The organism is Clostridium beijerinckii HUN142 (assembly GCF_000621745.1).
Classification (GTDB): Bacteria; Bacillota; Clostridia; order Clostridiales; family Clostridiaceae; genus Clostridium; species Clostridium beijerinckii_A.
The window spans coordinates 62,366-83,414 of the sequence record NZ_JHXK01000029.1 but is presented as its reverse complement, the minus strand read 5'-3'; the positions used below and the strand labels follow the sequence as shown (position 1 = coordinate 83,414).

The 21,049-nt window shown below is 29.5% G+C and carries 23 protein-coding genes and 1 pseudogene; 4 read left to right on the top strand and 20 right to left on the bottom strand.

Features of this window, described 5'->3' with window-relative positions:
• The 8 genes and pseudogenes from T483_RS0113865 to T483_RS0113830 all read right to left on the bottom strand — a co-directional run.
• Window positions 1-311: pseudogene (locus T483_RS0113865) on the bottom strand (transketolase); the annotation flags it as partial.
• Between the two features lie 98 nt (window positions 312-409).
• On the bottom strand, window positions 410-1,057 hold the full coding sequence (fsa, locus tag T483_RS0113860; protein ID WP_026887402.1) for a fructose-6-phosphate aldolase: 648 nt from the start codon (window positions 1,055-1,057) through the stop codon (window positions 410-412).
• Window positions 1,058-1,223: 166 nt separating this feature from the next.
• Entirely contained in the window at window positions 1,224-2,156 is a 933-nt protein-coding gene (gene rbsB / locus T483_RS0113855) for a ribose ABC transporter substrate-binding protein RbsB (RefSeq protein WP_026887401.1), read from the bottom strand.
• A gap of 113 nt (window positions 2,157-2,269) precedes the next feature.
• Entirely contained in the window at window positions 2,270-3,199 is a 930-nt protein-coding gene (locus T483_RS0113850; protein ID WP_026887400.1) for an ABC transporter permease, read from the bottom strand.
• Window positions 3,200-3,291: 92 nt separating this feature from the next.
• Window positions 3,292-4,788 (bottom strand): sugar ABC transporter ATP-binding protein, encoded by a 1,497-nt coding sequence (locus T483_RS0113845; protein ID WP_026887399.1) that lies wholly within the window; start codon window positions 4,786-4,788, stop codon window positions 3,292-3,294.
• Window positions 4,789-4,800: 12 nt separating this feature from the next.
• Window positions 4,801-5,196 (bottom strand): D-ribose pyranase, encoded by a 396-nt coding sequence (gene rbsD, locus T483_RS0113840; RefSeq protein WP_026887398.1) that lies wholly within the window; start codon window positions 5,194-5,196, stop codon window positions 4,801-4,803.
• A gap of 2 nt (window positions 5,197-5,198) precedes the next feature.
• Window positions 5,199-6,128 (bottom strand): ribokinase, encoded by a 930-nt coding sequence (rbsK, locus tag T483_RS0113835; protein WP_026887397.1) that lies wholly within the window; start codon window positions 6,126-6,128, stop codon window positions 5,199-5,201.
• A 406-nt stretch (window positions 6,129-6,534) separates the two neighbouring features.
• Window positions 6,535-7,038 carry an Rrf2 family transcriptional regulator gene (locus T483_RS0113830; RefSeq protein ID WP_026887396.1) on the bottom strand — a complete coding sequence of 168 codons (504 nt, stop codon included), beginning with the start codon at window positions 7,036-7,038 and terminating at the stop codon, window positions 6,535-6,537.
• Between the two features lie 204 nt (window positions 7,039-7,242).
• Here T483_RS0113830 and T483_RS0113825 point away from each other — a divergent pair, with 204 nt between their 5' ends.
• Together T483_RS0113825 and T483_RS0113820 are read left to right on the top strand one after the other, a co-directional pair.
• Window positions 7,243-7,614, top strand: a complete 372-nt coding sequence (locus T483_RS0113825) for a pyridoxamine 5'-phosphate oxidase family protein (RefSeq protein WP_026887395.1) — start codon at window positions 7,243-7,245, stop codon at window positions 7,612-7,614.
• Between the two features lie 24 nt (window positions 7,615-7,638).
• A complete protein-coding gene (locus tag T483_RS0113820; RefSeq protein ID WP_026887394.1) occupies window positions 7,639-7,815 on the top strand; it encodes a 4Fe-4S binding protein in 177 nt (58 codons plus the stop codon).
• 218 nt (window positions 7,816-8,033) lie between these two features.
• On the opposite strand, the gene namA is transcribed toward T483_RS0113820, so the two are convergent.
• Window positions 8,034-9,050 carry an NADPH dehydrogenase NamA gene (namA, locus tag T483_RS0113815; RefSeq protein ID WP_026887393.1) on the bottom strand — a complete coding sequence of 339 codons (1,017 nt, stop codon included), beginning with the start codon at window positions 9,048-9,050 and terminating at the stop codon, window positions 8,034-8,036.
• A 145-nt stretch (window positions 9,051-9,195) separates the two neighbouring features.
• On the opposite strand from namA, the gene T483_RS0113810 reads away from it, so the two are divergent.
• Window positions 9,196-9,531, top strand: a complete 336-nt coding sequence (locus T483_RS0113810) for a winged helix-turn-helix transcriptional regulator (protein WP_023974071.1) — start codon at window positions 9,196-9,198, stop codon at window positions 9,529-9,531.
• Window positions 9,532-9,909: 378 nt separating this feature from the next.
• On the opposite strand, the gene T483_RS0113805 is transcribed toward T483_RS0113810, so the two are convergent.
• The gene (locus tag T483_RS0113805; RefSeq protein WP_026887392.1) at window positions 9,910-10,992 is read right to left on the bottom strand and encodes a DUF4179 domain-containing protein; all 1,083 of its coding nucleotides are present in this window, start codon (window positions 10,990-10,992) and stop codon (window positions 9,910-9,912) included.
• On the bottom strand, window positions 10,989-11,552 hold the full coding sequence (locus T483_RS0113800; RefSeq protein WP_026887391.1) for a sigma-70 family RNA polymerase sigma factor: 564 nt from the start codon (window positions 11,550-11,552) through the stop codon (window positions 10,989-10,991). Before T483_RS0113800 ends, T483_RS0113805 begins: the two co-directional genes overlap by 4 nt.
• Window positions 11,553-12,063: 511 nt before the next feature.
• On the opposite strand from T483_RS0113800, the gene T483_RS0113795 reads away from it, so the two are divergent.
• Window positions 12,064-12,825: a DeoR/GlpR family DNA-binding transcription regulator gene (locus T483_RS0113795; RefSeq protein WP_026887390.1), complete on the top strand. Its 762-nt coding sequence runs from the start codon at window positions 12,064-12,066 to the stop codon at window positions 12,823-12,825.
• Window positions 12,826-13,172: 347 nt separating this feature from the next.
• Here T483_RS0113795 and T483_RS0113790 read toward each other — a convergent pair whose 3' ends face one another.
• The 9 genes from T483_RS0113790 to T483_RS0113750 all read right to left on the bottom strand — a co-directional run bounded on the left by T483_RS0113790 (window position 13,173) and on the right by T483_RS0113750 (window position 21,034).
• On the bottom strand, window positions 13,173-13,805 hold the full coding sequence (locus tag T483_RS0113790; protein WP_051560387.1) for an SdpI family protein: 633 nt from the start codon (window positions 13,803-13,805) through the stop codon (window positions 13,173-13,175).
• Window positions 13,792-14,070: an autorepressor SdpR family transcription factor gene (locus tag T483_RS0113785; RefSeq protein ID WP_026887388.1), complete on the bottom strand. Its 279-nt coding sequence runs from the start codon at window positions 14,068-14,070 to the stop codon at window positions 13,792-13,794. The genes T483_RS0113790 and T483_RS0113785 overlap by 14 nt, the downstream gene beginning before the upstream one ends.
• Window positions 14,071-14,231: 161 nt before the next feature.
• The gene (locus tag T483_RS0113780) at window positions 14,232-15,278 is read right to left on the bottom strand and encodes a DUF4179 domain-containing protein (RefSeq protein ID WP_026887387.1); all 1,047 of its coding nucleotides are present in this window, start codon (window positions 15,276-15,278) and stop codon (window positions 14,232-14,234) included.
• Window positions 15,268-15,834: a sigma-70 family RNA polymerase sigma factor gene (locus T483_RS0113775; protein WP_026887386.1), complete on the bottom strand. Its 567-nt coding sequence runs from the start codon at window positions 15,832-15,834 to the stop codon at window positions 15,268-15,270. Before T483_RS0113775 ends, T483_RS0113780 begins: the two co-directional genes overlap by 11 nt.
• Before the next feature lie 432 nt (window positions 15,835-16,266).
• A complete protein-coding gene (locus T483_RS0113770) occupies window positions 16,267-16,878 on the bottom strand; it encodes an ABC transporter permease (protein ID WP_026887385.1) in 612 nt (203 codons plus the stop codon).
• 6 nt (window positions 16,879-16,884) lie between these two features.
• A complete protein-coding gene (locus T483_RS0113765) occupies window positions 16,885-17,646 on the bottom strand; it encodes an ABC transporter ATP-binding protein (protein WP_026887384.1) in 762 nt (253 codons plus the stop codon).
• A 22-nt stretch (window positions 17,647-17,668) separates the two neighbouring features.
• Complete coding sequence (locus T483_RS0113760; RefSeq protein WP_026887383.1) at window positions 17,669-18,571, bottom strand: glycine betaine ABC transporter substrate-binding protein; 903 nt, start codon at window positions 18,569-18,571, stop codon at window positions 17,669-17,671.
• 117 nt (window positions 18,572-18,688) lie between these two features.
• Window positions 18,689-19,339 carry an ABC transporter permease gene (locus T483_RS0113755; RefSeq protein ID WP_026887382.1) on the bottom strand — a complete coding sequence of 217 codons (651 nt, stop codon included), beginning with the start codon at window positions 19,337-19,339 and terminating at the stop codon, window positions 18,689-18,691.
• A gap of 390 nt (window positions 19,340-19,729) precedes the next feature.
• A complete protein-coding gene (locus T483_RS0113750) occupies window positions 19,730-21,034 on the bottom strand; it encodes an O-acetylhomoserine aminocarboxypropyltransferase/cysteine synthase family protein (RefSeq protein WP_026887381.1) in 1,305 nt (434 codons plus the stop codon).
• Window positions 21,035-21,049 lie beyond the last annotated feature (15 nt).

Here is a 21,049-nt window from a genome sequence, read left to right as displayed (position 1 = left end):
AACTCTGGATGTCCTGGTGTTAAACTTCCGAATTGTCTAAAGTTTTTAATATCTTCAACTGTAAGTCCATATCCAAATAAATGTAGCAATGAATATTCAAGCATTGAACCATGTCCTGCCGATAATACAAATCTATCTCTGTTATCCCATTCAGGATTTTTTCCGTTATGATTCATCTTAGACCATAATGTATAAGCCATTGTAGCTGATCCAAGTGGTAAACCTGGATGTCCTGATTTTGATTTTTCAATAGCATCTGCTGATAATACTCTTATTGCATTAATAGATAATTTATCTAATTCTCTACTCATCTTTATCCTCATTTCATAGACATATTTTTTTATAAGTTCTTAGTTGTGCTAATTAAGTCCCATGCTACGCTTCGCATTAATTTCAAACCTGAGGCAACCTATTTTCCAAATGCAGCTGCCCAGTCTGCTTTGAATTTTTCTAATCCTTGGTCTGTTAATGGATGTTTTAACATTTGCATTACTAAACTATAAGGAACTGTTGATATATCTGCTCCTGCTTTTGCTGCTTCTATTACATGAATTGGATTTCTTACGCTTGCTGCTATTATTTCTGTTTCTATTCCATGTACTGAAAATATTTCTGCTATATCTCTAACTAAATCCATACCTATCATTGAGATATCATCTACTCTTCCAAGGAATGGGCTTACATATGTTGCTCCTGCTTTTGCTGCAAGTAAGCTCTGAGTTGCTGAGAATATTAATGTTACATTTGTTTTAATTCCTTCACTTGCTAATACTTTAGTTGCCTTTAATCCTTCAGCTGTCATTGGAATCTTTACTATCATATTCTTATGAATTGCTGCAATTTCTCTTCCTTCTTTTATCATTCCTTCAGCATCTTCGCTTACAACTTCTCCACTTATTGGTCCATCAACTATTTTTGTTATTTCTTTTATTACTTCATTGAAGTCTCTTCCTTCTTTTGCTATTAGTGATGGATTTGTTGTTACACCACATATTACTCCCATTTCATTTGCTTCTTTAATATGTTCTACATTTGCTGTATCTAAAAAAAATCTCATTTTTTACGCCCCTATTCCTTAATTTTATTTATTTTAATTTCCTATTCTTTATTCGTAATTAATTCAACTAATAAATATCCAATAATTATATTATAAAAGTATAATCCTTAATCACATAAACTTTGGATTATACTTTTATTTATTATCTTAATAAACTTATATTTTATTATTTAGATTTTACATATAATTTTAATTCAGCCGCAATGTTCTTATCTACACTTTCTCCATTTAATATCTTTTTAACATTTTCTATAGCCATACTTCCCATTAAATCTGGTTGTTGTGCTACTGTTGCTGTCATTTCTCCTGAATCTACAGCTTTTTTCGCATCATCGCCTCCATCAAATCCAACAATTATAGCTTTTTTTCCAGAAGTGTTTAATGCTTTAACAGCACCTAATGCCATTTCATCATTTTGTGCAAAGATAGCTTGAATATCTGGATTTGATTGTAACATGTTCTCAGTTACAGTTAATCCCTTTTGTCTATCAAAATCAGCTGGTTGAGATGATACGACTTTTAAGTTTTTGTCTGGATCAATTATATTATGGAACCCAGTTCCTCTATCACGTGTTGCAGAAGCACCTGGTGTTCCTTGAAGTTCTGCTATATTACCTTTGTCGCCAAGTTGTTCTTTTATAAAGTTAGCTGCCATTTCTCCACCTTTTATATTATCTGATGCTATATGGCAAATTACATCACCACCATTTGCTTGTCTGTCTACAGTTATTACTGGAATTTTTTCATTGTTAGCTTGGGCAACTGAACTTGCAGCTGCATCACTATCAACAGGATTAAGTATTAACGCACTAACTCCTTTTTGTAGTATATCTTGAACGTTTGAAAGCTCTTTAGATGAATCATTTTGTGAATCAACAACTAATAATTCATATCCTAATTCTTTAGCCTTAGCTTCAGCACCTTCCTTTAGTGTTACAAAGAAAGGATTATTTAAAGTTGAGACAACCATACCTATTTTTTTAGAATCAGATTTTGTACTTGAAGATGTCCCTGAACTGCTGGAACTACATCCTGCAAACGCCCCCATTGACATAGTTGCTATCATAGCTATTGATGCTAGTTTAAATATTTTTTTCATAAAATTCCCTCCTAAAAATATTTTTTATAATTTTTATTAGTTTAATATTTAAGCGACGCTTTTAGATTAAACTAGTAATATCGTTTTCTTCTTTACGATAAATACTTAATGCATTATTTAGATTTTTTCATTTCTATTAAAACTGCTAATAGTATTACTAACCCTTTTACTATAGTTTGATAAAAAGCTGAAACATCCATAAGATTTAAACCATTACTTAAAACCCCTATAATTAACACACCTATTATTGTTCCAAGTATTGTTCCTTCGCCACCAGCTAAGTTTGTACCTCCAATAACTATGGCCGCTATTGCATCTAATTCATAGCCGTTACCAGCTGTTGGTGCTGCTGATCCTATTCTGCTTGCGACAATAATTCCAGCGATTGCAGCTGTAGCACCAGATATAATATACACCCAAGTCTTAACACCAGTAACACTTATTCCCGAAAGTCTTGCTGAATCTTCATTTCCACCTACTGCATATACATATCTTCCATATCTAGTTTGAGTTAAAAGATATGCACAAATAGCAAATACAATTATTGTAATAATAACCGGAACAGGTATTCCTAATATTCTACTATTAGTTAATTTGACAAAGCCATCACCTATTCCTGATATTGGATTACCTCCAGTAAATACATAAGTCGCACCTCTAAATATTGTTTGTGTTGCTAAAGTCGCTACAAAAGCTTGAAATCTTCCTTTAGCAACAATTATTCCATTAATTACTCCTACTAAAATCCCTGTAAGTAATGCTGCTAATATTCCTAGTGATATGCTTCCAGTATTTTTTATAGTTACAGCTGATACTGCCCCTGCTATTGCAACAATTGATCCTACAGACAAGTCTATTCCACCTGTAAGTATTACAAAAGTCATTCCCAATGATATAACAGCATTTACAGAAATTTGAGTAAATAAATTTCTTAAATTTGATACTTGTAAAAATGATGGTGAAATTATAGTAATAACTGCGCACAATACAATTAATGCTAAAATAGATTTATATTTTAATAAATTATTCTTTATATTAGTCATTTTTAACTCTCCCTTATAAGAAATTAAACTTTTTTCACTCTCTATATTAGTCACTTTCAACACTCCCTTATAAAAAAATTAAACTTTTTTCATCATTCAATCGCTAATTTCATTATATTTTCTTGGGTCGCTTCTTTGCGGTCTAACTCTCCAGTTATTTTACCTTCATGCATTACTATTACTCTATCTGATATTCCAAGCACTTCTTGCATGTCTGATGAAATCATAATAACTGCTGTTCCTTTAGCTTTTAACATATTTAATACATCATATATTTCTTTTTTGGCACCTACATCTATACCTTTTGTAGGTTCATCTATTATTAAAACTTTAGGAGATTGTATAAGCCATTTGGCTATAATGACCTTTTGTTGATTTCCACCACTTAAATTCTTTATTAGCTGATCCTGGTTAGGAGTTTTAATTAATAAGTCTTTTATATATTTATCAACTGTATTTTTCTCAGCTGTTTTGCTTATAGAAAAATTTTTATTTTCAAACTTATTCAAAGAAGCCAATGTCATATTTTCTCTTACTGATAAAGGAAGAATAAGTCCTTCTTTTTTTCTGTCTTCTGATAAATATGCGATTCCGTTGTTTATTGCATCTTTAGGAGAATTTATATTTAATTCTTTCCCGTTCATCTCAATAGAACCACTAGTTTTTTTGTATTCTCCAAAAATGACCTTCGCAACTTCTGTTCTACCTGCCCCCATAAGTCCTGACATTCCAAGGATTTCCCCAGCTCTTACCTCTAAATTAATTGATTGTAAAACTCCTTTTAAACAAATATCCTTTAATTTTAATATAGTTGTCACATTAGCAGGTTCTTTATATGGATATTGTTCTTCCATTTTTCTACCTACCATCATAGTTATTAAATCATCTTTAGTAACATCTTTTACTTGAACTTCACCTACATATTTTCCATCTCTTAAAACATTTATCCTATCGCAAATAGCAAAAATTTCATCTAATCTATGAGATATATATATTATTGCTATGTTCTTACTCTTAAGCCTTTCGACAACTTTGAAAAGCTTTTCTGTTTCTGCATCTGTTAATGCTGTTGTTGGCTCGTCCATAATTATTACGTTAGAGTTTTTTGAAATTGCTTTTGCTATTTCAAGCATCTGCATTTCTCCAATGCTTATATTTTTTGCATACTCATTCGGCTTAACATTGCATCCTATCTGTTCTAAATAATCTTTACACATACTGTTCATTGTTTTTCTATCTAACTTTTTAGTTAATTTATTTATTTTTTCATTTCCTAAAAACAAATTCTCTGCAACTGTTAAATTAGGTAGAACACTTAACTCTTGATGTATCATTGATATACCTAATTTTTCAGCTTCTTTTATATTTTTTATCTCTACTTCTGAACCGTCCATAATAATTTTACCTTCATCTTTTTGATAAACACCAGTTAAAATCTTCATCAATGTAGATTTTCCCGCACCATTTTCTCCCAAAAGAGCTAATACTTCTCCTTTATATAAACTTAAGTTTATATTTTCAAGTGCTTTTACTCCTGGAAAACTCTTCAATATGCCTTCCATCTGAAGGAAAGGAATGTTTTCTTCCATAATTACTCCTCCTTAAAAAATTACTCCTGATCTAAGAATTATATTAGCATAAGGAGTCTGCTCTCCTGTTCTAATTACAGCCTTACAGTGATTTAACATTATTTTTAATTCTTCATGAGTTATAAAAGTAAATTTCACATTTTGAAATTGTTTTTTTATTTCCTCAAAAATTTTAGGATTATTTTCTTCTATTTCTTCAGCTAAAATCACTTCTTCTACTTGAAGTTCTAATAATACGTTCTTTAATGTATCCATAAAGCTAGGAATATCTTTTGTTAATGCTATATCTATTCTTTTTGTTTTATCAGGTATTGGTAATCCACAATCTCCTATAGCTATTAAATCTTTATGTCCCATTTTTGAAACCACGCTAGAAATTTCTCCATTTAAAATACCAATTTTTTTCATCTCTATTCCTCCCCATAAATCTCGTTAATTTCTTTTAAAGATGGTATTGAAGGTTGCGCTCCTTCTCTTTGAACCGCTATAGCTGAAACCTTATTTGAAAATTTAACTGCTTCTGCTAATGAATTAATATTTAAATTAGATTTTGTTAATTTGGTACTTACTGCTCCTATAAACGAATCTCCAGCTGCAGTAGTATCTATTGCATTAACTTTATATGCAGGGATTAAAATTCCATCTTCCTTTGATATTACAGCTGCGCCCTTATCACCTAATGTAATTATTACATACTTAACATTATTATTAAAAAAGATATTTGCAGCTTGTTTTGCACTTTCTAAATCATTTACATTTATTCCAGTCAATGTTGTAGCTTCTGTTTCATTAGGTATTATAATATCTGTATATTTAAGTAATTCTTTTGGAATATCCTTTGCTGGTGCTGGATTTAAAATTGTAATAACTTCATTTTCTTTTGCAAATTTAAAAGCTTCTATTGTAACTTCAATAGGTGTTTCAAATTGTGATACTATTATGTCACTACAAGTTATGACTTCTTTACATTTATTTATTTCTTTTAAATTAAGAGTCATATTTGCACCTGGTACAACTATTATCGAATTATTACCTTCATTGTCTACAGTTATTATTGCTGTACCTGTTGGGCTAACATCATCTCTAAATACATTATCAACATTTATATTTTCTTTTTCCAGACTATTTACTATTTGTAATCCATAAGCATCTTGTCCTACCTTGCTTATCATATGTACTTCTGCTCCTAATCTTTGTGCTGCAACTGCCTGATTAGCACCTTTGCCCCCATGTGCTAACTTAAAATTATCACTAAAAATTGTTTCTCCAATTAGTGGCATTTTATTTATAGAAACAACCATATCCATATTGATACTTCCAAGAATACAAATCTTATTCATAAACTCACCTCTTCTTTACTTAACCGGTTAAGTAACCCGGTTAAGTAAAGTATAAAACGTTATCATAACAATGTCAATAGTTTCTGTAAATCTTTTCTAATAATTCATATAATAATAATTTCAAATTTCTATATTTTATTATGTGTTTATTCCTTTGTAAAAAATATCAACACAATCTTATAGTATAATTACAACATCACCTTCTAATTTTATATATAGTAAAAAACCGTATTGGATTTCTACAATACGGTCATATATAGTCGTGTATTTCACTGTCAACTACGAACTATCTCAAGACTTATAGGCAAAAAAATCTAGATTGCTTATGATAATGCAATTAACAATATCACCTCCAAATGCGAGCCCACCCTAAAGCTATTAATATTCCTAATTTTTACTACTTAAATTACTTTTTGCTATTATTAAACCAGTCAATTGTTGCTTTTTCAACTTCTTTGGGAAGCTTTTTATTATATACTTCATTGTATAACCACGCCAACGATTTTTTTCTTAAGTATTTTCTCATTTCGTCTTCTGCTTCTGACATTACAACTTTTATTAAACACGGGCATTTTGTATGTGTATCTGGCAAATTATCTTTATCTAATAATATATTATTTTGCCTAATTTCTGCACATTGAAAGAATGATTCACTTCCTTCTACTGCTTCAACAATATCCCAAAATGTTATTTCTTCCGCACTACGAGCTAACGCATAACCACCCTTCACACCAGGTATAGATTTTATAATTCCTGCTTTGCTTAATTTTGCATATACTTTAGATAAGTAAGTTTCTGAAATACCTTGAAAGGTTGCCAAGTCTCTTATTCCTACTGATTTACCTTCCTCTAGTTTTACCATATATAATAAGCAATGTATTGCATATTCTACTCCTACTGAAAACTTCATTTTTCATACTCCTTTAGTTTATAGTCTTTTATTAATAATATCCTATTATTTATTCCCATTCAAGATAATCATATGGTATCAAGCATATGTTCCCTGCCAAATATTTATATTGACAAACAAAAGAAATAATCATATTATAATTATAGATAACATTTATCGACGATAATACATATCTTTATTTAAGAAAGAAAGAAGGAATATAGAATGTTTACAGAAAAATTTTTTGAGGTATTAAATCATGAGGGAGTAGTTTCTATTGTGACTTGTTCAAATAACGAAGCTCATGTTGCTAACACATGGAATAGTTACTTAATCATTGCAGAAGGAAATAAAATCTTAATCCCTGCAGCTGCCATGATTAAAACAGAAGAAAATGTTAATGCTAACCCTAAAGTTAAATTGACTCTTGGTAGTAAAGAAGTGATGGGATACAATTATATGGGAACTGGATTTTTACTTGAAGGAACTGCTAAATTCTTAAAAGATGGAGATAACTTTAATCTAATGAAAGAAAAATGTCCATTCCTAACAAGAACATTAGAAGTTACAGTTACCTCTTGTAAACAAACACTATAGTTTTCTAAATGTAAGGAGAAAATTATGTCTAGAAGAATTAGTAAATCTGACTGTGTAGGTTGTGGAACTTGCGTGAGAGTATGTATTGTTGGATGCATCACAGAAGATAAGGATAAAAAAAGAATAATCACTGAATCTGCTTGTGTTGACTGTGGAGCTTGCCAATTAGCTTGTCCTAAAAAATGTATCTCTCAAAAATAATGCTACTAGAAAGATACTTTTATTTAATAAAAATAGAACCATCAAAAGCTTGGTATAATCTAAAAGAAATATTATAAAAAACAAGGTTGGGTGTAAACTTTACCCCCAAACCTTGTTTTTTATATTAATAAATAAGCACATAAACTTTACTAAACATATACCTTTATGTGATTAAAATATATTAACTAGTATAACGTAGAGTCTCTACCTTCAGAGCCTTATTTGAAAGCACCTTTATATTGTTCAGGATAATCAAAATCTAAGTTTCTAGTTTTTGCTTCATTTAACACAAAGTATGGGTTTCTTAAAAGTTCCCTACCAACTGCAACTAAATCTGCTATATCATTCGATATTATTTCCTCAGCCATATTAATATCTGTAATTAATCCAACAGCTATTGTAGGAATGTTACATTTTTCTTTAATTATGCTTGAATAATTTACTTGATATCCTGGATATGCATTTATTTCTGCTGGAATTAATCCTCCAGTACTTACATGCACTATATCAATATACTCTTTAATTTCATTTATGATTTCAATCATATCATTTAATTTTATTCCACCATTTTTATAATCATAAGCTGATACTCTAAGCAAAATTACTTTCTCTTTTGGCCATACTTCTGTCACAGCTTGTAATATTTCTTTTAGAAATCTAGTTCTATTCTTTATATTTCCACCATATTCATCTTTTCTTAAATTTGATAATGGTGATAGAAATTGATGTATTAGATAACCATGTGCTCCATGTATTTCTATAGCATCAAATCCCGCTTTATCTGCTCTTTTCGCTGCTTCTTTAAAATTTAATACAATTTCTTTAATATCATCTCTATTTAATTCCTTAGGCAATGTACTTCTTTCATCAAATTTAACTGCACTTGGAGCTACAGCCTGACTAGCTGTTCCTGTATATTTTCTTCCACCATGATTTAATTGTATTGCAATTTTAGAACCATATTTTTTAACACCATTAACAATTTTTTTCAGTCCATCTATATGCGTGTCATCCCAAATCCCTAAATCATTGTCTGTTGTCCTTCCATTTTCAACAACTCCTGTAGATTCAAGTATTATAAGACCTACTGCACCAATGGCTCTGCTAACATAATGAGTGTAATGAAAATCATTTGCCATACCAGTCTCATCCGAAGAGTACATGCACATTGGTGGCATAACAATTCTATTCTTTAAGTTTGTATTTTTTAAAGTATAATTTTTAAAAGTATTCATAATTATAATCTCCTTTTTATTTAAATCTCTTGCTTATTGTCATTATATTATCTATACTATACTTTGAAAAGTAGTGATATTTTTTTCATATAATTTCAAAAAAGTAAGTATAGTGAGAAATCAACGGCTGAAAGGAGTTTTATTTATGTCAGAAATCAAACTTGAACGAGGAAATCCTAATGAAAAATGTCCTATTGAGGCAGCAATAAATATTATAGGTAGTAAATGGACATTTCTAATAATAAGAGATTTATTGATAGATGGAAAAATTAGATTTGGAGATTTGTTGCGCTCTTTAGATGGGATAAGCCCCAAAACGCTCTCCCTTAGACTACGTGAATTAGAGAAGTTTGGGTTAGTTAAAAGAATAGTTTATCCAGAAATTCCTCCAAAAGTTGAATATGAATTAACTGAAAAAGGTAAGAGTTTAGAAACTGCATTTATAGAGTTGAAGAAGTGGGGACTTACAATTTTAGAATAGCGGAAATTTCTATTATATATTTTAATAATCACATTTAACTAACGATACTGTAAAATACCTATATTATACTTCTTCAAGAATGTAATATTTTCTCTTTAACATAGATTCAATGTTAAAGAGAAAATTCACCATTTAGTTAGTAGCATAAAACATCAGTTTTTTTAATCATTCAATCCTCTTCTTTCAGCCTATAACCAAAAAATCACTTCTTCAACAAATTATAATAAGCTTGTAATAAAATATACCTAGAGCAGCATGAACTTTACCCGTAATTACTCCAATTATTAAAATAGCTGTTATAATGTTGATTTAATTTAAGCTTTTACTTTAAGAGATCCATATATTTTTATATTTTTCTTTTATTTCTTATAAATAAAACTAATTTCTATTTAGTTTTATTTCAACATTTCTTCCATAGTAATCTCTAATTACAAACGTCAAATCTTTAGGATTATCAAAAGTTGTTATAGGAAAAGTTACTGTATAAATTGACTTATTATTTTCATCGTCCATAGAACCTACATTTCCTGTAACATTTTTACTTACGCCCTTGTCATCTATAAGATACACATTTTTAAATACATCTTTATAATCTACATTCTTAGAAGGAGTAAATTTTAGTACTGTACCGGTTTGAGTTGTTTCTACAGAATTTACCTTAATCTCATTTTCAGTATTTTCTCCAGTGAAAAATATACTTTTATTATTTTTTAATTTACTATTTACATCTATGCTAAATTGCCACTTTCCTGTTATCTCCTTATCTAGGCTATCATTTTGGTCATCATTAAAATCAAAAGAAATTGTTTTTATATTTATATCTATATTATTTAGAACTGGAATATTTTTATCATCAGAATCTAGTATAAGATTGTATCTTGCTTCTCCTGTGTCTTTATTTAGAACTTCAAAGTTATCAGAACTCGAACTAATAACTCCCAGTACATTTTTGTCAGAAAGGTCTTGATCACAATATCCCTTAATTATTCTCCCTTTATCATCTTTTATTTCTAAATCCATATTTAACCATTGTAAATTCTTCTTTAAGATTTCTGGATTATCAAATTTTAAATCAAAGGATAAAGCAAATTTCGCTTTATCTATTACCATATGAGTAACTTGAATTCCAACTCCACTATTACTGACAATACCTCTATTAACTTCCTGTACATAGTTATGCTTGACTGCTTGTTCAATTCCTCTATTGTCTCCAAATATCTCTACATTTATGGTTGCAATTACTGATTTACCTGCTAATGCTATTAAACATACTAAGATAAGAGATGCCGCTACTGAAATATGCCTTCTCTTTGAACTATTTTCTTTAACCTTATTAATTACTTTACAAAGTAACTTTCTTTTTTCTATATCATTAAATTCCAACGAACTTAATTCATTATCAGTAATAGTAACATCATTTAATAGAACTAAAATTTCATCTTCATTCAAATTTGATTTCATTTTACTACCTCCCCTTCGCACGGAGCATTTAGTTTTTCTGTAAGAGAATTCCTTGTTCTCCATAGCCTGTTGTAAACTGCACCTTTTGATAGCTTTAATTTTTTGGTTATACTGTTTATATCCTCATCAAAAATGTATTTTCTTATGAATATTTCCCTATCTGTTTTACTTTCATTATCTAATAGCTCAAGTAACTCTTTCTTCTTTTCCTTTAGGATATATTCATTTTCAATATTATTAGAAGAAAATAAAAACTCATCTTCGATGTTTACATTATTTGTTTGCTTTAAGCTTCTCTTATAGTCAATAGCCTTATACTTACTGACAGCTAAGAGCCAATTTTTAAAGGAAGCCTTCTCTGGATTATAAAGTTGATACTTATTCCATACTAAGAGGTATATATCATTAAGACATTCCTTAGCACTTTCATAATTATCATTTCCCAAAACATTTATAACTACCTTAAAAACGAAATTTGAATAAGTATTTATTATATATTCTAAAGCCTTAGTGTTTCTTTTTTTAAGTTCTAATAAAACATTATCTTCATTGATAACCATTGCTTAACTCCTTTCTTATCTTATATCTTATATCCTTCATCTATAAATACGGAGCAATAATAAAATACTTCACAACAAATAATAGAATTATTGCTTTTTATGAATAAAAATACAGGATATTGCCCTTATATTGAACTATTATCCTGTATTTATAATACTATATATTTATTATTTGCAATGTTATTTTAAGGTGGTTCATATTTATATGCTATTCTGTATATATCTATTAAATTAGGCACCTTCAAAAATTGCTAACATTTCAGCTATTCTTTGAAGATGCCTAAATATATAAAATATGACGCTAGGTATTAACCTATAACGCTAAATTATATCTTTTTTAAAATATTTCACTAATTAAGTTTACTCTTTATCATTATATACCACTTGTTATCTTTTGGTATCATTATATACCTTTTTAAATATCTATTCAATATATTTTATAAATTAAAAGAATAATGTTATAATATTAATCAATAACAATACTAAACGATAATAATTGGTGAGGTGCTTAATGTTTACTGAAGAAAGATTAGAACAGATTTTAAATATACTTAATAAACATGGTAGAGTAAAAGTAAAAGAACTAAGTGAACAATTTAATGTTTCAGAGGGTATGATAAGAAAGGATCTTCAAAGATTAGAGAAAAGTGGTAATCTTCAAAGGACCTATGGTGGAGCTATACTAAATAGGGAGATTTCTAAATTAAGCTCTATAACTACTAGAATGACAGTTAACTTAAGTAGTAAAGAGTTAATATCCAAGAAAGCTTTTGAGCTTATAGAGGATGGAGATATTATTTTTTTAGAGTCCTCAAGCATAAATTTTTTATTAGCAAAACTAATAGCTAATAGCACAAAAAAGATAACTTTGATAACTAATATGTCTATAATTCCACCACTTTTTAATGACAATGAAACCGTTATATTAATATGCATAGGTGGTGTATATGATAATAGAAGCGGAGGAGTCTTAGGCTCAGAAGCCATTAAGAGCATATCTAAATATACTTTTAATAAAGGTTTCTTGGGAAGTTCTGGTGTAAATTTAATTACTAACAGCGTATGTACTGCTATGTTAGAAGATGGTAATCTTAAAGAACTTATAGTTTCAACAAGTAAAGAAGCATTTTTACTCGTTGAAACAGAAAAATTTAATGTAGATAGTCTCTATAAATTTGCAACTATAGATGAATTTGATGCTATAATTACTGACTCGAACATTACTGATGATATTAGAGAACAGTTGAATAATTTAACTGTTAAGCTAATATAAGATTGAATACATACTATTTATAAGCAGCATTAAATCTAGGCTTATGAAATAATCCACCGAAAGTAGACTTATATGGTAACTTACTGAAATCATAAATACTTTGTTCTGAAAAACTATAAAATATATTTATAGTTTTTAGTGAAGATATGAACTTAAAGTTTTAGCAACTTTGTAAATATGTTCAGTTAATAAGTTGAATATTTAAATTGAATATCCACATAATGTATGCTTTCTTTAATGTAAAAAAAGAAAGCATACATATGTTTATTTAAATCAACTACATATATGCTTCTAAAATTTTTTTCCGATACCATATTACATATAATATTTATGAAAACAGCAGTTTATTATACCCCATTTTTATATAACCAATATGAATAATAACATGGAATTACTACAATGACTAATAAAATAATTAAAGTTATTAAAGCACTTTTCATCTGCATACAACCTAAGATTATCATACAAATACCGCCAAGTATCCAAAGATATCCTGCCATATGATGAGTTTTATTCCAATTCATTTCGCTATTTAATGTCCATGGTAATCTAATACCAACAGTATAATTCTGCTTGCATTTTGGTAAATAGTTTCCAGATGCTACAATAATGACTCCTACGACTACTGATGTAATAATTTGAATAGGAATTTTATATCCAAGTGCAATAAATAAGGTGACGGGCACTAATACAACAGAAATAATTGGAGCAGACCACTTTCCTAAATACTTCAATGCAGATGGTGAATTCATTTTCTTTGGGTCATTATTAAGCTTAAAGTGTATAAAAATATTAATTATCGCCATTAAAACCGGCATTCCAAACGCTCCAACTGCTTTTGGCACATAATTATTTGGAACACCTGCATAATTAAAATGAATAGGCACTACTTCAGGTAATTTATCATATAATCCAAATGAAAGAATCAATGGCAAAAAACAAATAATAGTTGTAATCCATAAAATATTATCTTTTTTCATCTTCATTCCCCCTAAATTGCGAAAACCAAAGCATTACTTCTTCAAATACTGATACATTGATTTCGTAATATATAAAATTTTTGTATTTTGTCTCTAAAACCAAACCAGCCTTTTTTAATTGAGATATATGATATGAAATTGTTGCACCTGTCATATCAAATTCCTTTGAAATCTCCCCAGCTGATTTTTTACCACTTTTCAGCATTACTAAAATTTCTCGTCGAACTGGATCTGACAATGCTTTAAAAGTCTCTGGAAATCCCAAATTACCATCTCCTTTTTATCTTCTATTTAGAAATAATTCTAAATAGAAGATATCAATTCTTATCTTCAAAGTCAATATCTATTTAGATTATTTTCTAAATAGATATTACTTAAAAAGGAGAACCTCCTCTATCTAGATTTGGTTCTCCCCCATTATTTTTTTTATTTAATATTTATTGTAAATTCATCTCCAACTTTTTCATATTCATCAATACTTTGTTCTGGGATTTTTCCCGCATACGGTGTTAGAATTAATTTACTTGCCTTTTCATTAATATTTCCAGCTAACAAATTATCATATTTTAATACAAACTCATCTTTGGTTCCTCTTGGTATATCAAATACAACTTTATTTCCTAAATCGTCATATCCTTTTAGTAAAATATTGTATGTTTCTTTAGTTTCTGAATTATCAATTGTTTTACCATATATTTTTTGACCTAAAGCATTGCCTGTGTATTTTTCAAATATATATTTATCACCATTCTGAATATCAAATTCATAATCAAGATTGACAGTTTTAGTATCAAATTTAAGCTTATCTTCACTAGTTTTAAATTCAAATTTCCAAGTTCCATCTATATCATCAGAATCATCTATCTTCATTTTAGAATATATAATTTTTATATTTAAATTTCCACTTAAATCCATATCTTTTATTAAGTCTAAATCACATTCTGCTAATTGTTGTGTAGTATAATTGTCTAACTGTTTAAGACTACCACTATCTCCTGTACATTTAACTTCTTTATTATTTATGTACAGAGTCATTTCACCATACCAAAATTCGTAGTTTTTTAAAATCCTATCTGCGCTTATATCAGTAGATATAAGCAGTTCATTTTCATCTAACACTACCTCATTTAATTTAACTGTTACTCCATTGTCTGTAACAGATTTGTTGATTACTGTATTATAATCTTCTAAATTTCTCTCTATTCCTAGGAAACTTGAAATGCTTTCGCTGAATAAATTTATTTTTGATATGGCGTAAGCTCCTGTATTTCCAAAAGACATACCAACTAGTACTGCTATTATTGCAGCTGCAGCTATTACTTTTCTTCCAACATTTTGTTTTCTACTCTTCTTTATAGATTTCCTAATATTCTTTTTAAGTGATTCCTTTTCAATATCATTAAAATCTTCTTTTTTGTATTCATCTAAATCGATGTTTGCTTCATTAAGCAGACTATATATGTTATTCTTCATGCTTAACACCTCTTCTATTATCAATATTAAAAATATCTTTTATTCTCTTTTTTGCCCTAGATAATCTATTGTATATAACTTCTTTTTTCATTCCATATTCGTTGCTTATTTCATTAATGTCCATTTCATCAACATATAGCTTATAAAGTAGATTTCTATCCTTCTCCTTTAAACATCCAAGCAGCGATTCTACTTCATTACTTAATTCATTTTCTAAATTCTCTGATTCAACACCATATTCACTGATATTCAAATCATCTATATTCTCATGTTGTAGATCTTTTAAATATTTTCGTTTGTAATCAATGCATTTAAATTTACATATACCAGCCACCCAATTTTTAAATTCATTTTTACTTTCGTTAAAGCTATTTATGTTGTTCCAAATTCCTAAAAGAATATCATTTATACATTCTTCTTGAACACTATTGATCCCATATAGATGCTTTCCTACAATAGATTTTATAATCCAACCATAATTATCAATAACATAATCTAAGGCTTTTTCATTTCTATTTCTTAATTCTTTAATATAATTATCTTCATTCACCTTCATTTTTTACCTCTTCCCATAAAGTGTAAACTTTTCAGGTGGAGTTTCATACTCCAGCTGAATTTAGTTGAACTTATACCCTCAGGGGGCACAATGTCCAGAAGCGTGCAGCTGTTATCTCCCAATTGAAGAAGAGGGAATTTTACAGATGCTAACTATCGGATAAAGCAAGCTTGCATTTAGTAAGTTTGTACTTACATATATTAATTCGTACAAAAAAAGAAAAATCTATCAAAATCATAAAATAATTTTAACAGATCTTTCTAAATTCTTTGATATGTTTACTTTAATGCGTTAAGTCCCATTTTGATTATATGATATTAGTTTATTAAAAATATAATTTCTCAAAGGTTATATATATGTTGCAATTCACAATGCACATTTCACAATTCATAATTCATAATTAGGGCTAAAATTCTTGCAATATATATGGCTTTAAGTAATCTTTTTCTCAATCAGATTAAGTATTGCATTTACTACTATAGCTAAGCCTGCTGACATCAATGTTCCCCATAGTATTTTAGCTGTATTTACTGTTCTAAGTCCGTCTAACAAGACACTTCCAATCCCACCAGCATTAATAGAAGCTGCAATTGTAGCAATACCTATTGTGGACACTACTGCAAGATGGATTCCTGCAAAGATTGGCTTAGTAACTAAAGGCAACTTAACTTGAAATAATATTTGGCTTTTACTCATTCCCATTCCAGTTGCCGCTTCTACAACGGAAGCATCCACATTATTAAGACCATCTATTGTGTTTCTTAGTAGTATGTACTGATTATAAAGTACTAAAACTATAATTGCAGTAACTTTACCAAGCCCTGTTATTGGCACCAAAATCGCAAATAATGCTAAACTAGGAATTGAATATATCATAGCAAATATATTAACCAGCAATTTAGATGCTATTTTTGAATAAGCCGCTAATATTGTTAATAATGCTGCTAAAATTATAGAAATCACTAAAGTAATTAATACAATTTCTATATGTCCTACAAAGGCTTTTAATAATTTATCAGGATATTTTAATAAATAGTCAATCATAAATTTCTAATCCTCCAAAAATACTTCCTGCCCTTTTGCAGAATTAATTAGTGATCTTACAAAATCATTTGCTGGATTTTTAGCAATATTTCTTGGTGTATCAAATTGCTGTATCTTTCCTTTATCCATTATTAACACTTTGCTGCCGAGCTTAAATGCTTCATTAATATCATGAGTTACAAATAAATATGTTTTCTTTGAAGTATTATAAATCTTTAATAACTCATCTTGAAGATTTATCCTATTTATTGCATCAATTGCACCAAAAGGTTCATCAAGCAGCATTACATCAGGGTTAACTGCTAAAGCCCTAGCAAGTCCTACACGTTGCTGCTGACCACCAGATAGTTGTGCTGGATATCTATTTCTAAACTCCTTTGGCTCAAGCCCAACAAGTTCAAGTAATTCGTCTACTCTAGCTTCTATTTTTTCCTTAGGCCACTTAAGTATCTTTGGAACAGTTGCTATATTACCTGCTATGGTCATATGTGGAAACAAACCAACCTGTTGAATTACATAACCTATTTTTCTTCTAAACTCTACTGGATCTTTACTACTAATATCCTCACCAAAAAATTCAATACTTCCTTTATGTGGATCATACAAGCGATTAATCATCTTAAGAAGTGTTGTCTTACCACACCCTGAAGATCCTAAAATTGTAACGAATTCTCCATGCTCAATTTTTAGACTTACATTATCAACTGCGCTATATACCGCTCCTTTAAATTGTTTATAAACATTCTTAAACTCTATTGCTATACTCATCTTGAATATCTCCTTCTATCTATTATTTAATAGAATCGTAATACTCCTTAGCTACTTCTTCGTATTCTTTTTTATCTACATCAACTTCTGCGTTTAATTTTGTTATCTTTTTAGTATCTAAACTCGCACTAACTTTATTTAAAACATCAGCAATATCTGGATGAGCATCTAATACTGATTTTTTAATTACTGGTGCTAAATTATATGGAGGCCATACGTGTTTATCATCTTCTAATAAAGTAAATTCAGGTTTTACTAATTGACCTTCTGTTGTAGATGCTGGTGCAAGATCTGCTTCATTATTTGCTAACACTTCGTACTTTAATCCATTGTCATATACCTTTGTAGATTTAAAATCAAACTTTCCATAAACCTTCTCTAAGCCTGGAATACCATCTTCTCTTTTATCAAATTCACCTTGTGATGCAAATCTGATTTCACCTGCATGCTTTTGTAAATCAGAAATAGTTTTAATTCCAAGTTTATTTGCAACATCTGTACGAATTACTAAACCTTGTCCATCATTTGCAGGCGAATAGTCAAGCCATTCTAAATTAAATTGCTTTTCATATTCAGATTTAACTGTGTCATAAACTTGCTTTGGATCTGTAATTAAATCCTTCTTTAAAATTGCTAATAATCCAGTACCAGTATATTCTGGGTATAAATCAATTTCATCATTTACAAGCGATGTATGAATAACTGAACTTGCTATATTAGGTACTCTTTCTACTTTATAACCTTTATCTTCAAGAGCTAATGCATAAACTTCACCTACTATTGAGTTTTCTGTAAAGTCCTTTGACCCTATACGGATTGTATTTTTATCTCCACTTGAACCTTTACTATTTCCGCAAGCAACAAGCCCCCCAAGTGTAACTGTAATTAATAGCGTTCCTATGATTCTTTTAATATTTTTATTCATAATTATCACTCCCCAATCTAAATTAATCTTTATTACTTGTCTTTTGATAATCTTATCTAAAACTCGTATGGCATTTTTTCATACTCACACTAACCCGCAAAATTTAACGACTTAAAACTATATATTCGAATTAATATACTTATATCTAAGCAGATATTTTTCCAAACCTAACATAATTACATTTACAAGCATTGAAAGAATTGCTACAGTAACACCACCTATTAGAAGTAAATCTGCTCTATTAAGTCCTAATCCAGTGAAAATAATGTTCCCAACTCCCCCACCACCAATATAAGCAGCAAGGGTAGCACTAGCAATTATCTCAACCATTGCAGTTTTAATTCCTGTTAGCATAAGAGGTGCAGCTAATGGCACCTTTACCTTCCAAAAACTCTGCACTTTTGACATTCCCATTGCCATTGAAGTTTCTATCATAAATTCAGGAATTGTATTAAAGGCAAGTGCTGTATTTAATAATATCGGTGGTATTCCAAGTAACGCTAATGCAATAAGTGCAGGTTTAACCCCTGTTCCTACAATTGGAATAAACATTATAAGAACAGCTAAGCTTGGAATAATTCTAAGAGTATTAAACCAGGTTGTCACCCATCTATACCAAACTTTATTTTTAGTAGATAATATTCCAAAGGGAATCCCAACAATCGCTGCTACAAATAAGGATAGTAAACTTATTTCTAAGTGCTGCCCTATTGCCTGCAAATAATTATTCATGTCCTTTTGAAAATAATCTATAATATTTTGCCACATATTTTCACTTCCCTTTTTAAAAAAGTATAATTCCTAAAATTTTTAAGTTCTTATAAAACCTTTGGTAAAAAAATCAAAAGTATTAACGTTCCTAAAAAATACTATACAGCTCCTAAGTCAAAGATATATGGAATTGTGCTTAGGCTTAATAAATAATAATATATAATTCCTATCTTTGTAAATATATACGACATAGTCAAAATTATTATTGTAATTATTGAATAAAACTTGTAACTCTTCATATATCTTTGATTGCTTAATCTCTCATTGATTATTATAAGCGCCCTTCTTTTCTTCCAGTAATTATATCATATAGCATTTATTGATGCAAACCTATGTTCTGAGAACATAAGTTTGTTTTATAGAAAAATATTGATTACTTAATGCTCTTTATTCCTCTATTGAATCAAGTGCATGCTTAAGATCTGCTATTAAATCCTCTGCCTCTTCAATTCCTATTGATAATCTTAAAGTATCATCATATACTCCTGCTTTTTCTCTTTCTTCTTTAGATTGTCCAAAATGAGTTGATGTTGCTGAATGTACAATAAGTGATTTTGCATCTCCCACATTTACCATGTAATCAAATACTTTAACTTCTTCAAGGACTTTTCTTGCTGCCTTTATTCCACCTTTTAATCTGATAGACATTATTGCGCCTGGCCCCTTAGGAAAATATTTTTCAGCTAATTCATGATACTTATTACTTTTAAGTCCTGGGTAAGCCACTGAAAGAACTTTCGGATGACCTTCAAGGAATTCAGACACCTTTTGCGCATTAGCTGTATGTTCTCTCATTCTTAAAGATAAAGTTTCAATGCCTTGCAATAAATAAAATGCACTAGTTGGACTTAAGTGTGCACCTAAATCAGTTAAGTATATGATTCTAAGTCTCTTAGTAAACATTGTTTTATCTAAAATATCTTTTCCTATCGTATCTTTGTATTCATCATAAAATTTTTCAAACTGAGGGAATTTCCCATTTAACCAATTAAAACCACCTTTTTCAACTACAGCACCTACAATTGTTGTCCCATGGCCTGCAAGGTATTTAGTTGCAGAATAACAAACAATATCCGCTCCATATTCGAATGGTCGTAATAAATATGGAGTTGCAAAGGTATTATCAACAATTAATGGTATTCCATGTTCATGAGCTAGATTAGCCACAGCCTCAATATCGATTATATTCATACCAGGATTGCCAAGGCTTTCAATATAAATTGCCTTTGTCTTTTCTGTAATTACTTTTCTGTATGATTCTATGTCATTTTCATCTTCTACAAACCTTCCAACAATTCCGTAATCAGGTAAAATGCTATTTAATAAGGTTGTGCTTCCTCCATATAAAGTATTAACAGCTACTATTTCGTCTCCTGATTTTGAAATATTCAAAAAAGTATTAGATATTGCTGCCATTCCTGAACCTAATGCAATTGCTTCTATGCCTCCCTCAAGAGATGCAAGCCTTCTTTCAAGTACCGTATTAGTTGGATTTGAAAACCTTACGTAAGAATGGCCTTCTTCGGAGTAATCGAATAATCTAATACATCTCTCAAAATCCCCAAGTTCAAAAGCTGCTGTTTGGTAAATTGGAACTGCTTTTGATCTATAATGTTCTGCTGGATTATAACCTGCATGTAATTGTCTTGTAGTAAAACCTAACTGATTATTTTTATATGCTTCGTAACTCATTTTAATCCCTCTCTT